Origin of the sequence: Rhizobium sp. AN80A (genome assembly GCF_030053015.1) — a bacterium.
In the GTDB taxonomy this organism is placed as follows: Bacteria; Pseudomonadota; Alphaproteobacteria; order Rhizobiales; family Rhizobiaceae; genus Rhizobium; species Rhizobium metallidurans.
The window spans coordinates 1,293,121-1,306,069 of record NZ_JASJPX010000001.1 but is presented as its reverse complement, the minus strand read 5'-3'; the positions used below and the strand labels follow the sequence as shown (position 1 = coordinate 1,306,069).

The window sequence follows — 12,949 nt, the reverse complement described above, 5'->3', positions numbered from 1 at the left end:
ACACATCATGAGCTGGATATCGGCCTGTCGTCTTGACGACATCGAGCAGGAAGGCGTCATACGCTTCGACCATGGCGGCCGCACCTACGCGGTCTACCGCTCGCCGGAGGACGAGGTTTTCTGCACCGACGGTCTCTGCTCGCACGAGGCCATTCACCTCGCCGACGGCCTCGTGATGGATTACGAGATCGAATGTCCCAAGCATTCGGGCGCCTTCGACTATCGCACCGGCACGCCGCGCCGGCCGCCGGCCTGCAAGAGCCTCAACACCTATCAGGCGAAGATCGAAGCGGGCGAAGTGCTGCTCGCGATCCCCGCCTGACAGCCAGCGAACGGGTCGTACGGAGACATCCATGTCCTCTATCGTTATCATCGGCGCCGGCGAATGCGGCGGACGTGCCGCGCTGCAGCTGCGCGAGCGCCATTTCGACGGCGCCATCACGCTCGTCGGCGCGGAAGCGCTTCATCCCTACGAGCGGCCGCCGCTGTCGAAAAACGGTATCCTCGAGGGTGCCGGGCCGAAATTCATCATGGATGCCGAGGGCTACAAGGAGCGCGGCATCGACGTTCGCCTGGGTGCCGACGCGATCGGGATCGATCGATCGAACAAGACCGTCGAGCTTTCGGACGGAACGACACTCACCTATGACAAGCTGCTGCTGGCGACCGGCGCCCGCCCGCGTCCGTTCCCCGGCATCGCCGAACGCTCCGAGCGCGTGCTGACGCTTCGCACCCATGCCGATGCGCTGGCGATCAGGCGGCATCTGCATCAGGGTAGCAGGCTTGCGATCGTCGGCGGCGGCTTCATCGGCCTCGAGCTCGCGGCCATCGCGCGCGGGCTGGGCGCCAGCGTCACGCTGATCGAGGGCCTTTCCCGTATCCTCTCGCGCGGCGTACCCGAGGATATCGCGCATGCGGTTGCCGCGCGCCACAAGGCGGCCGGCGTCGAAATCCTTTGCGAGAGCCGGATCGAGACCTTTAGGATCGGCGCCGACGGCGTGTCGATCGGCCTTGCCGGAGGGCGGACGATCGATGCCGATATCGCGGTGATCGGCATCGGCTCGATCCCCAACGTCGCGCTCGCGCAAGAGGCGGGGCTTGCGATCGACAACGGCATCATGGTCGACGACCACCTCAGGACCTCCGACCCCGACATTTTCGCAGCCGGCGACTGCTGCTCCTTCCCCATCCCCGTTTATGGCGGTCGCCGCGTCCGGCTCGAATCCTGGCGCAGCGCCCAGGAGCAGGCGATGCTCGCAGCGGCCAATCTCACGGGCGCGGACGAACGGATCAGCGCCGTGCCGTGGTTCTGGTCGGATCAATACGAGCTGACGCTGCAAGTGGCCGGCCTTGCCGAGGGCGCCGTCATCTCCGTGCGGCGAGAGGTCGGCGAAGGCGCCTTCATCATCTTCCAGATCGGCGCCGACGGGCGGCTGCTTTCGGCGAGCGGCATCGGTCCCGGCAACGGCATCGCCCGCGACATCCGGCTGGCGGAAATGCTGATCGCCTCGGGCAGGACTGTCGATCCCACGGCACTCATGCAGGCCGAGGTCAAGCTGAAATCGCTGCTGGCGGCCTGAGCGCGGCGCGGCCGATGCCGGGGAAAATCCGGCTCCATCCATTCAATGACGCATGCGGGAGGCAAGTCATGGACGATTCGAAATTCGGCAAGAGAGACAAGAGAGGGCATTGGAGGCCCGATGGCGTCCTGACGCCCGCGCCGGTCTTCGTGCTGCCGCCGAACCCGTTGAAATTCCTGAAATGGCTGCCGAACTATTTCTTTCCGTGGAACGCCTTCTTCATGGTCACGGCGGCGATCTTCTGGTTTTTCCTGACTCCCGGGACCGAGACGACGCGCACCTTCTCCGCCGGCTGGATAGCGCTTGTCTTCGCGCGCAATCTCGCGGCGTTCTTCATTTTCTACGGCGTGATCGAGCTTCGGCTCTACAAGCTTCGCCGCCAGCAAAGCCGCTTCAAGTACAATCCGAACTTCCCCGCCGACAAGAAGAACACCGCCTTCCTCTTCGGCTCGCAGGCCTATGACAGCATCATCCGCGGCGTCGGCACCGGCGTCACGATCTGGACCGCGATCGAGGTGGTGACGCTCTGGGCATTTTCGAACGACTACGTGCCGATGGCGACGTTCAGGGACAATCCGGTCTGGCTTGCCTTGATCGTGCTCTTCGTACCTGTGTTTCACGAGGCCTATTTCTTCGCGATCCACCGCGCGCTGCACATTCCCGCACTCTACAGGTTCGTGCATTCGGTGCATCACAACTCGGTCAATCCCTCGCCCTGGTCATCGCTTGCCATGCACCCGGTCGAGCACCTGCTGTTCTTCGGTGAGGCGCTGATCCATCTGGTGATCTTCTCGCATCCGCTCGTCGCCATCTACAATCTGCATTCGCTGGCGCTTGGCGCGGTCGTCGGCCATGTCGGCTTCGACAAGATCGAGGCGGGCGAGGAAGGCGGGCTCGATACTCACGCCTATGCCCACTACCTCCATCACAAGTATTTCGAGGTGAACTATGCCGACGGCCTCATCCCCTTCGACAAGTGGTTCGGCACCTGGCACGACGGCACCAGGGATGGCGACGAGGCGATGAACGCGCGCTGGCAGAAAAAGATGGAGCGCGAGAACGCCCGCAAGGCAGCTCGGGAAGGAAACCAGGCATGAGACGCAGGCGAAAACACCGTTCGCCTCCCGGCCATCTCACCAAAAGTTGTAGATGATATCGACCTCAGCATTCATCCGTCCAATCAACCCGGTTGCTAAAAAACCATAATTGCTCCACCTAGATTGCAGACAAACGCGAGCAGTCGGAATTGGATCAGAGCTTGATGCGCATTAAATACGGTTTCCTCGGCATTCTCCTGGCGATTGCGCCCACGGCCTATGCGCTGGACATGGGATCGGTGCCTGTTCTGGCGCCGCAGAAAAACCAGGAGCAGGCGGCCCAGCTGAGCTCGCAGTTTCTGACGCGCTACAGCTATCGGCCCGTCGCGCTCGACGACAGCCTTTCCGTCAAGATCATGGATCGCTTCATCAAGTCGCTCGATCCGGATCGGATGATCTTCCGTCAGTCCGACATCGACACCTTCATGGCCGACAGCACCAAGATCGACGACGCCATCAAGAAGGAAGACCTCAAGATCCCGTTTTCCATCTTCAACGTCTACGAGCAGCGCATCGTCGATCGCATGACCTATGCCCGCGACCTGCTGAAGAATGGTTTCGATTTCACCACGCAGGAAGACTACGCCCTGGTGCGCGACAAGGAGCCATGGCCGCAATCCGACGCCGAGAGCAACGATCTCTGGCGCAAGCGGGTGAAGGCCGACTGGCTGCGGCTGAAGCTCGGCGGCCAGACCGAGGCCACCATTCGCGACACGCTCGACAAGCGCTACAAGAACGCGCTCGAGCGCGCCTACAAATACAAGAGCGAAGACGTCTTCCAATCGTTCATGGGCGCCTACTCGACGTCGATCGACCCGCATACCGACTATTTCGGCGCCACCGCTTCCGCCGATTTCGATATTTCGATGAAGCTCTCGCTTGTCGGCATCGGCGCGGTGCTGCAGGAACGCGACGACTACACGACGATCCGCGAACTCGTCCCCGGCGGCCCGGCGCAACTCTCCGGCAAGCTCGCGGTCGGCGACCGCATCACCGGTGTCGGCCAGGGCGCTGACGGTCCGATCAAGGAAGTGATGGGCACGCGCCTCGACGAGGTCGTGCAGTTGATCCGCGGCGCGAAGGATTCGGTCGTGCGCCTGGATATCCTGCCGGCCGACGCCGGCGCGGATGGCGGTCGTCGCATCATCAGCCTGGTGCGCGACAAGATCAGCCTCGAAAAGCAGGCCGCCAAGAAGACCGTTCTCCCGGTCAAGGACGGTGACGTCACGCGCAATATCGGCGTCATCACGCTGCCGGCCTTCTACGAGGACTTCGAAGCGCGCCGCAAGGGCGAGAAGGACTACAGGAGCGCCAGCCGCGACGTCGCCAATCTACTGACCGAACTCAAGCAGGACAATGTCGACGGCGTGCTGATCGACCTGCGCAACAATGGCGGCGGTTCGCTTGCCGAAGCGATCGAGCTTACCGGTCTCTTCACCGGCAAGGGTCCGGTCGTTCAGCAGCGCAGCGCCGACGGAAAGGTCGAGGTTCAAAGCGACGACCTGCCGACGCCGGCATGGACCGGTCCCGTCGGCGTATTGATCAATCGCGGGTCTGCCTCGGCATCGGAGATCTTCGCCGCCGCCATCCAGGACTATGGCCGTGGCGTGATCATCGGCGAACCGAGCTTCGGCAAGGGAACCGTGCAGACCGTGGTCAATCTCGACGAGGTGGCGCGCAGCGAGAAGCCGAAATTCGGCGAGCTGAAGCTCACGATCGCGCAGTTCTTCCGCGTCAACGGCGGCACCACGCAGCTGCGGGGCGTAACCCCCGACATCAACCTGCCGGGCCTCTCCGATCCGAAGACCTTCGGCGAGACCAGCTACGACAACGCGCTTCCATGGGCGCAGATCAAGCCGGCGCGCTACAAGCCGTCGGGCAACCTCAAGGCGGAACTGCCGAAGCTGCAGGCCCTTCACGACAAGCGCGTGGAGAGCGACCCGGACTTCCAGCGCCTTCTCGAGGATGTCGCCGAACTGAAGTCACAGCGCGACAAGGGCGTGATCTCGCTGAACGAAGCCGAGCGCCGCAAGGAGCTGGCCGCGCGTGAAAGCCGGTTGAAGGCACGCGCGCAGCTGGACGGCGACGTCGACACAAGCAATGACGACGGCCTGCAATCCAACGAGCGCAGCCTGACGGCCGACATCGCGCTTGAGAACGCCCGCAAGAAGGCGAAGGACGTGCTGCTGAACGAAGCCACCGCCATCCTGTCCGACGCGGCTGGCCTGCAGGCGGGCGCGATCAACGGAAAGTCGGGTCAACTCGGCAAGGCCGGCGGCAAGTAAAGTCGGCGCGGCGGACTGCCCGAGGATTTTCAACCTCGGGCAAGCGCTGCGGCAAGCAGACCATAAAAGGCGCTCTTGTCGGCTCCGGTCAGCCAATGGGCATTGGCGGGCCGCCCTGTCACCGCGTTCACGTCCACGATGGTCTGGCCATAGGCAAGCCCCGGCGCGGTCTCGATCTCCACATTGACATCCCTGCCGGCGAAGATCTCGGGCGCGAGAAGCCATGCGATGACCGCGGGATCGTGAAGCGGGCGCGGCGCGCCTGCCCTGGCATAGGCCTCGTAAAGCCTGAGGAGGCCCTTTACCTCGGCATTGATGCGGTTGTCGGTCGCGGTGAGGCGCTCCAGCTCCCGTGCCGTGACGAGAAGCGTCTTCGTCACGTCCAGCGAGGCGACCACCTTGCGCACGGGTGCTGCGAAAACGCGCGCGGCGGCGTGCGGATCCACGAAGACGTTGAATTCCGCCACCGCATTCATGTTGCCGCCCTGCGACGCTCCCGCCATCATCACGATCGCCTTCAGGCGGCCGGCGATTTCGGGATGCTTGGCGAGCGCCAGCGCGATGTTCGTCAGCGGCCCGAGCGCGCAGATCGTCACCTTGCCGGGCGGATTGGCGAGAACCGTCTCGATGATCCAATCGGCTGCGAACTCCGACCGTGGCTCGACCGCCGAAGGCGGCAGGTCCCAACCGGCGGTGATCGCCTCGCCGTGGAGAACGTCGGCGGTGACGAGTTCGCCGACGAGCGGCGCGGCTGCGCCCATGAAGACAGGCACATCCTCGCGGCCGGCCAGAGCCAGCACCTTGAGCGCATTCGCCGCCGTGCTTTTGACGCTGATGTTGCCGCAGACCGCCGTGATGCCAAGCACGTCCAGCGCATCTCCGTGCGCAAGGGCGAGCAGGATCGCCAACGCGTCGTCCTGACCGGGATCGGTATCGATGATGATGGATTGTCTCGACACCGGATCAGCCCGCTTCCTGCATGTTCGGGATCATCACGGAGACGATCCGGTTGAGCGAAACGCGCCCGATGACGACGCCGTTTCCATCGACGACATCGGCGGCATCGGCGCCCGATGCGGCGATCTTGCGGGCCGCGTCCTGCAGCATGTCATCGCGGTTCACCGCCACGCCGTTTGAAGCGCCGCCGCCAGCCGTCATCGCCGCATCCACGCGGACGACGCGCCCCCGGTTGACCTCCTGGACGAAGCGCCGGATGTAGTCGTTCGCGGGCGTCAGCACGATTTCCTCGCTTGTCCCCTGCTGCACGAGTTCGCCGTCGCGGAGAACCGCGATACGGTCGCCAAGCTTGAGCGCTTCATCGAGGTCGTGCGTGATGAAGATGATCGTCTTGCGGACTTCCCGTTGAATTTCCAGCAGGACGTCCTGCATTTCGACGCGGATCAGCGGATCGAGTGCGGAAAACGCCTCGTCCATCAACAGGATCGGTGCATCGACGCAGAGCGCGCGGGCAAGACCGACGCGTTGCTGCATGCCGCCCGAAAGCTCGTTCGGGTACTTGGCCTCGAACCCTTCCAGACCGACCCGCTTCAGCCAGTGCATGGCGACATCGACACGCCGCGCCGGCGCGACCCTTTGCAGCTCAAGTCCATACATCGCATTTTGAAGCACGGTACGATGCGGAAGGAGGCCGAACTTCTGGAATACCATCGCGGTGTTCTTGCGACGAAACGCGATCAGTTGCTTTTCGTCGAGATCAAGGACATTGCTGCCGTCGATGATGAGCCGCCCCGCGGTCGGTTCGATCAAGCGATTGATGTGGCGGATGAGAGTGGACTTGCCGGAGCCGGAAAGACCCATGACGACCTGCAGGCATCCCGCCGGTATGTCGAGGTTGATGTCGCGCAGACCGAGGATATGGCCGTGCGACTGGATGAGTTCGGTCTTGCTCATGCCGGCCTGGACCTGCGGCACGAACCGTTCCGGCGACTGCCCGAAGATCTTGTAGAGGCCTTCGATCCTGATGGCCAAGCCCCTGCTCGATGGCTCAGTCATGGCTCGCTCCCTTGTGCTTCTGCAGACGTTGGCCGAACGCCTGGCTGACGCGATCGAAAATGACGGCTGTTCCGACGATCGCCAGTCCGTTGAAGATGCCCAGCGTGAAATACTGGTTGGCGATCGCCTTCAGCACCGGTTGTCCCAATCCCTGCACACCGATCATCGCCGCGATCACGACCATGCCGAGCGCCATCATGATCGTCTGGTTGACGCCGGCCATGATTGTCGGAAGCGCAAGCGGCAGCTGTACCGTGAGAAGCTTCTGCCGCTTCGACGAACCGAACGCGTCGGCGGCCTCGAGAATTTCCTTGTCGACAAGCCGGATGCCGAGATTTGTCAGCCGGATGATCGGCGGAATGCTGTAGATGACGACAGCGATGAGGCCCGGCACGCGCCCGATGCCGAGAAGCATCACGACCGGTATCAGATAGACGAAACTCGGCATGGTTTGCATGACATCGAGGATCGGCAGGATGACGCGCTGGACGCGATCGGAACGCGCCGCCGCAATGCCGATCGGCAAGCCGATAACGACCGCCAGGACACTGCACACGAAGATCATCGAAATGGTCTTCATCGTATCGTCCCACATATCGAAGAGCCCGATCAGGACCAGAATGGAGACGCAACCCACGACCAGTTTGACGCTTCGGCTTGCGAGCCACGCGAGCAAGGCGACAAAGGCAAGAACGAGCGGCCACGGCATGCCGACGAGGAACCGTTCGCACCAGCTCAAGCTCACCTGGAGAGGATAGAAGAGAAAATCGGCGGTCGATCCGAGCGACCGCGCGACGTCCCGAAACCAGGAATCGATCGCGAGCTTGAGCGCGGTCAGATAGCCTCTGTCCAGATCCGGAAATGAAAGAAACCAGTTCACGTTTCGCACCTTGTCTAGGAAGATTTGGGCAGCACGGCGCCAGCGCGCGTGAACCTTCGATCACGGCAACATGTCGACCCGGCAGGCGGGGCTGTATGTAGAAGCTGGTGCGTGCCGGCATGGTGACGGGCCGCCCGGCGGCGACCCGATACACCCCGTGGCCTTCGTGGTCAGAGCGCCGACTTCACCTTCTCAGCAACGTCCGGCGAGACCCACTTGGTCCAGATGTCAGGATTTTCGGTGAGAAAATACTGCGCGGCGTCTTCGCCCTTGGCCTGATTTTCGTTCATCCAGGCGAGCACCTTGTTGATCGTATCGGCCTTCAACTCACGCTTCTTCAGGTAGTCGATGGCGTCGCCGCCCGCTTCGGAAAACTTCTTCGAAACAAGCGTCTTGATGTTGTCCGATGCGGTCCAGGCATTGGGCTTCGGATCGGCGCATTCGGCAACCGCGGTGCAGCGCTTCCACTCTTCCGGATCGTTCGCGACACCGAGATCGACCTTGACCATGTCATATCGGCCGAGCAGCCCCGTGGGCGACCAGTAATAGGCGATGATGCCCTGCTTGCGTTCGTAGGCGCGCGAGATCGCGCTATCGAGGCCTGCAAGCGAGCCGGGATCGATCAGATCGAACTTGTAGTCGGCCATCTTGTTGGCCTTGTAGAGCTGCGCCGTCACGATCGTCGCGCCCCATCCCGGCGCGCCGTTGTAGATGCCGCCGCGGGAAGGATTTTCCGGGTTGGCGAAAAGCTCGGGATTCTTCAGCACGCCGGCAAGGGTCGCCAACTGCGGATCCTTGTCGACCATGTATTTGGGAACCCACAGACCCTGGTTGCCGGCGTCGGACAGCGGATCGGAAACGGCGACGATCTTGCCGGTCTCCACGCCTTCCTTGTAGAGCGCCGGAACGACATCGACGGCACCCTCGGGAATGATATCCGGCTGGCCTTTCTCGATCATCGCGGTGATCGCCGGCACGGTGTCGCCCGCCACCAGATTGGCGTTGCAGCCGAAGCCCTTGTTCAGAATGAACTTGTCCATGGCTGCAAGGAATTCCGCCGACATGGAGCTCATATCGGCAATCGTGATATCCTCGCATGACGCTGCTTGCGCCTGCTGAGCGGCAAAAAGTGAGATTGCGCCGACGGCGACCAGACCAATAATTTTCATCGCAGTTCCTCCTATTAAATGCGACGGAGGTTGCCTCCATGGTGGCGTCGATGAAGGTCGACATCACGCCGGAGAACCGCAATACCTGTATTGACCGCGGAACCTGAACAACCAACGGACATCTATTTATCACTGCTTATATGTCGCGTATCGCGCAAAAAAATCACCCGCCGTTGACCTGCCGGGTCAATTCCATCAGGGGGATTGCGGACGCGCCTGCTCGCGAAGCCACGTCTGAAAGGTCTTTGCCGCCGGTGACAATGGCTTTCTGTCGCTCCAGGCAATGCAGAAGCCGATGGGATCGACAACCGCGAGATCGGAAAAACGCACGAGCTTTCCCTGACCGATCAAGGGTTCGACCATCGCGTTCCATCCGAGCGCCAGCCCCTGATTTTCCGCGGCGGCGGCGAGGAGGACGGTGTACTTGGCGAAGCGCTGCCCGCGCAGTCCTTTATGGGCAATCGAGTTGGACTGCAGGAAATCGTGCCAGCTGGGCCAATTGGGCACGATCCAGTCGAGATGCAGGAGCGGAAGCTGCCAGATGAGCGAGGACGGCACATCGCGGTGCCTTTCCGCGAACGCCGGTCCGCAAACAGGGTAGATCACGTCGTCGTATAACGGCTCGCTGCTCTCGTTCGGCCATCCGCCATTCGCCGGGCGGACGAAGAGATCGACTTCGGCATTGCGATAGTCGCCCACCTTGTCGGGTATCAGGTAGTTCACCGTTATATTCGGGAAGCGACGCGAGAAATCCGACATGCGCGGGATGAGCCAAAGGGTGGCGAAGGCCTCGGTACAGGAAAGTGTGACGGACTCTTCAGGCTTGTCGGTGGTGATCGTGCGGATCGTTTCCGACCATTGAGAGAAGCTGGAGGAGATTTCCGCGAAGAGATCCTGTGCGGCGGCGGTCAGCTGCACACCGTTTCTGTCGCGGATGAAAAGTCGAATGCCGAGCTCGTCCTCAAGCGCCTTCACCTGGCGGCTGATCGCGCCTTTGGTGACATTCATCTCCTCGGCCGCGCGACTGAAGCTCGCGAGCCGTGCGGTCGCCTCGAAGACCGCTAAACTGGTAAGTGGCGGAAGCCCGTAATATTTCCGTACGATCTTCTCTGTCTCCCAACCCAGGACCACAGGAAGATTTAATGCATAGCCCGGGATCTCGCAACAACCATTCTCGTCGCGGTTCGGCGGGATGGTTCTTTTGTTCTCGCGCACTCGAGCGGACGGACCTCGGCGGCGGCCTGAAGCACCCCAAACGGACCGACCCGATCAGAACCCCACGGAACCACCGAACTTGGGGGTCGAGAGCTTTTCCCGGCCGCAAAATCTGCCATCGACATTGCTCGCGGAGCCGTGACGGAGGCTTTGAATATGCTCGCAAAAACGTTATTGGTCGCCGCAATTTATGCTGCATTGCGACATAATCTGCCTCAATCCCCATGTTTTTCTCGCAGGTGCGAGACAATCGCTTTCCTTTAACCCCACCGGACGGAGGAACTCTTTTCCTGCCATCCGGGCCAGACTGAGGAACAGAGCATGGGTGATCTCCTGAAAGGTATTTCCAGTTTTCGCGGTGCGGTTTTTCCCGACAATTCCGCTCTCTACGAGAAGCTGGCGCGCGAGGGGCAAAGCCCGCAAGCGCTGATGATTTCCTGCGCGGACAGCCGGGTCATGCCGGAAACGATCACGCAATCAGGGCCCGGCGAACTGTTTGTCTGCCGTAACGCCGGCAACATCGTTCCGCCCTTCCAGACGATGAACGGCGGCGTGTCTTCGGCCATCGAATATGCCGTTGTCGCGCTTGGGGTGCGCGACATCATCGTCTGCGGTCATTCCGACTGCGGCGCCATGAAGGGGCTGTGCCATCCGGAACTGCTCGAACCGATGCCCAACGTCGCGGCCTGGCTGAAACATAGCCATGCCGCCTATTCGATCGTCTGCGAGGCCTATCCGAAGACGATCGAGGATAGGGAACGGGTCCGGGCGGTGGCCATGGAAAACGTGCTCGTGCAGCTCGATCACCTGCGCACGCATCCCTCGGTCGCGGCCAAGCTCGCCAGGAACGAGGTGACGCTGCATGGATGGTTCTTCGATATCGAAACAGGAAACGTGCTGATCTACGACGGGACGGCATCGCGCTTCATCGAGATCGAGGACGGGCATCCGCTGCCCGTCGCCGTCACCGGCCGCGAGGTACCACACGTCGTTCCCACCCTGGCGGCAATCACGGCGGAGTGACGAGCATGGCAGATATCAGCTCCCGCACATCCGCTCCGGGCGGACCGAAGCCCTCGACCGCGCTTGCCGATTTCGCATCCTCGGTCGTCGTCTTCCTTGTCGCCATCCCGCTTTGCCTCGGCATCGCGGTTGCCTCGGGTGTGCCCGTGGCCATGGGTCTCGTGTCCGGCATCGTCGGCGGCATCGTCGTCGGCCTGCTGGCCGGCTCTCCTCTGCAGGTCTCCGGGCCCGCGGCCGGTCTCGCCGTCATCGTCTTCGGCTTCGTCGACCGATACGGCCTCGCCGCGCTCGGTCCCGTTCTCGTGGCGGCCGGCGCCTTGCAGATTCTGGCAGGATTTCTCCGGATCGGCTCGTGGTTCAGGGCAATCTCGCCCGCCGTGGTCCATGGAATGCTGGCCGGCATCGGCATCCTGATCGTTCTCGGCCAGATCCATGTGCTGATGGGCTCGAAGCCGGCGGCCGGCGGTATCGACAACGTCGCCGCGATGGATGAAAGCGTGGCCGCGCTCTTCAATCACGCGGAGCCCGTGGCGAACGCCGCCAGCCAGGCCGCCGCGGCGGTGCCGGCCAGCCCGACGGCGGGCGATACCGATGCCCTTCCCGTCTGGATGGCCGATATCTTCACGACCGAAGCCCTCGCGCTGATGATCGGCGTTGCATCGCTGCTGGCAATGATCGGCTGGGAGAAGCTGCGTCCGGCCCGGCTGAGGCTGGTGCCCGGCGCGCTGGTCGGCGTCGGCTTCGGCACGCTTCTGGCGGTGGTCTTCAACCTTCCCATCGCCAGGGTTCAACTGCCCGCCTCACTGCTCGACGGGATTTCGGTGCCGGCGGCGGCGGACTTCCTGCGGCTGACGGAACCAGGCATCTTCGTCACCGTGCTGGTCATCGCCGTCATCGCCAGCGCCGAAACGCTGCTTTCGGCGGCCGCCGTGGACCGCATGCACGACGGCGTCCGGACCCGCTTCAACCGGGAGCTTTTCGCCCAGGGCGTCGGCAACGGGATTTGCGGCATGCTCGGCGCGTTGCCGATTACCGGCGTCATCGTCCGCTCGTCGGCCAACGTGCAGGCGGGGGCGAAGACCCGTGCTTCCGCCGTGATGCACGGTGTCTGGGTGCTGGCCCTTGTCGCGCTGCTGCCGCAATTGCTCGGCGTCGTGCCGCTGACGGCGCTCGCCGCCGTTCTGCTCGTCACCGGGTGCCGGCTGGTCAGCCTGCATCACGTCCGCCACCTCTTCGATCACCACGGCTGGGTGCCCGTCGGCATCTGGCTGGCGACGGTGGCGATGATCGTCACGCAGGATCTGCTGATCGGCGTCGGCATCGGCCTGGCATTGTCGATCATGGAGATCGCTCCGCACCTGCGGCGCCGGCTCCGCATCGAAAGCCGCGAGGAAAACGGGGCGATCGCCCTCACCCTGGACGGCGCGGCCACCTGCAAGGACCTGCCTGCCCTGCTCGACACGCTTGAAAGCCTGCCGTCGAACCGCAACGTGCAGCTCGTCGGCCGCGATCTGCACTTCGTCGATCATACCAGCGCCGAGACGATCAGCGACTGGGTGAAGCGCGAGGCCCGCGCCGGACGCAAGATGGAGTTCATCCATCCGCGGCACGGCGACCGCCACAAGCGCCTGGGCCCTCTCTTCCACCGCCTCGACGCGGAAGCGAGAGCCTGACCAACCGACACGGC

Annotated in this window: 11 protein-coding genes; 6 read left to right on the top strand and 5 right to left on the bottom strand. The window is 62.9% G+C overall.

Annotation, left to right across the window (positions count from 1 at the left end):
- The first annotated feature begins 7 nt into the window (after positions 1 to 7).
- The 4 genes from P3R82_RS05965 to P3R82_RS05950 all read left to right on the top strand — a co-directional run bounded on the left by P3R82_RS05965 (position 8) and on the right by P3R82_RS05950 (position 4,962).
- Positions 8 to 322 (top strand): MocE family 2Fe-2S type ferredoxin, encoded by a 315-nt coding sequence (locus tag P3R82_RS05965; RefSeq protein WP_183898675.1) that lies wholly within the window; start codon positions 8 to 10, stop codon positions 320 to 322.
- Between the two features lie 31 nt (positions 323 to 353).
- On the top strand, positions 354 to 1,580 hold the full coding sequence (locus tag P3R82_RS05960; RefSeq protein WP_283193402.1) for an FAD-dependent oxidoreductase: 1,227 nt from the start codon (positions 354 to 356) through the stop codon (positions 1,578 to 1,580).
- A 68-nt stretch (positions 1,581 to 1,648) separates the two neighbouring features.
- The gene (locus P3R82_RS05955) at positions 1,649 to 2,677 is read left to right on the top strand and encodes a sterol desaturase family protein (RefSeq protein ID WP_283193401.1); all 1,029 of its coding nucleotides are present in this window, start codon (positions 1,649 to 1,651) and stop codon (positions 2,675 to 2,677) included.
- Between the two features lie 164 nt (positions 2,678 to 2,841).
- The gene (locus tag P3R82_RS05950) at positions 2,842 to 4,962 is read left to right on the top strand and encodes a carboxy terminal-processing peptidase (protein ID WP_283193400.1); all 2,121 of its coding nucleotides are present in this window, start codon (positions 2,842 to 2,844) and stop codon (positions 4,960 to 4,962) included.
- A gap of 29 nt (positions 4,963 to 4,991) precedes the next feature.
- Here the strand turns inward: P3R82_RS05950 and P3R82_RS05945 are convergent, their stop codons facing one another.
- The 5 genes from P3R82_RS05945 to P3R82_RS05925 form a co-directional block, all read right to left on the bottom strand.
- Positions 4,992 to 5,921 carry a nucleoside hydrolase gene (locus P3R82_RS05945; RefSeq protein ID WP_283193399.1) on the bottom strand — a complete coding sequence of 310 codons (930 nt, stop codon included), beginning with the start codon at positions 5,919 to 5,921 and terminating at the stop codon, positions 4,992 to 4,994.
- Between the two features lie 4 nt (positions 5,922 to 5,925).
- Positions 5,926 to 6,975, bottom strand: a complete 1,050-nt coding sequence (locus P3R82_RS05940) for a betaine/proline/choline family ABC transporter ATP-binding protein (protein ID WP_283193398.1) — start codon at positions 6,973 to 6,975, stop codon at positions 5,926 to 5,928.
- Positions 6,968 to 7,855 (bottom strand): proline/glycine betaine ABC transporter permease, encoded by an 888-nt coding sequence (locus P3R82_RS05935; protein ID WP_283193397.1) that lies wholly within the window; start codon positions 7,853 to 7,855, stop codon positions 6,968 to 6,970. Before P3R82_RS05935 ends, P3R82_RS05940 begins: the two co-directional genes overlap by 8 nt.
- Before the next feature lie 170 nt (positions 7,856 to 8,025).
- Positions 8,026 to 9,024, bottom strand: a complete 999-nt coding sequence (locus tag P3R82_RS05930) for a glycine betaine ABC transporter substrate-binding protein (RefSeq protein WP_283193396.1) — start codon at positions 9,022 to 9,024, stop codon at positions 8,026 to 8,028.
- A gap of 195 nt (positions 9,025 to 9,219) precedes the next feature.
- Entirely contained in the window at positions 9,220 to 10,155 is a 936-nt protein-coding gene (locus P3R82_RS05925) for a LysR substrate-binding domain-containing protein (RefSeq protein WP_283193395.1), read from the bottom strand.
- 405 nt (positions 10,156 to 10,560) lie between these two features.
- Here P3R82_RS05925 and P3R82_RS05920 point away from each other — a divergent pair, with 405 nt between their 5' ends.
- On the top strand, positions 10,561 to 11,262 hold the full coding sequence (locus tag P3R82_RS05920) for a carbonic anhydrase (RefSeq protein ID WP_283193394.1): 702 nt from the start codon (positions 10,561 to 10,563) through the stop codon (positions 11,260 to 11,262).
- Between the two features lie 5 nt (positions 11,263 to 11,267).
- The gene (locus P3R82_RS05915) at positions 11,268 to 12,935 is read left to right on the top strand and encodes a SulP family inorganic anion transporter (protein ID WP_283193393.1); all 1,668 of its coding nucleotides are present in this window, start codon (positions 11,268 to 11,270) and stop codon (positions 12,933 to 12,935) included.
- Positions 12,936 to 12,949 lie beyond the last annotated feature (14 nt).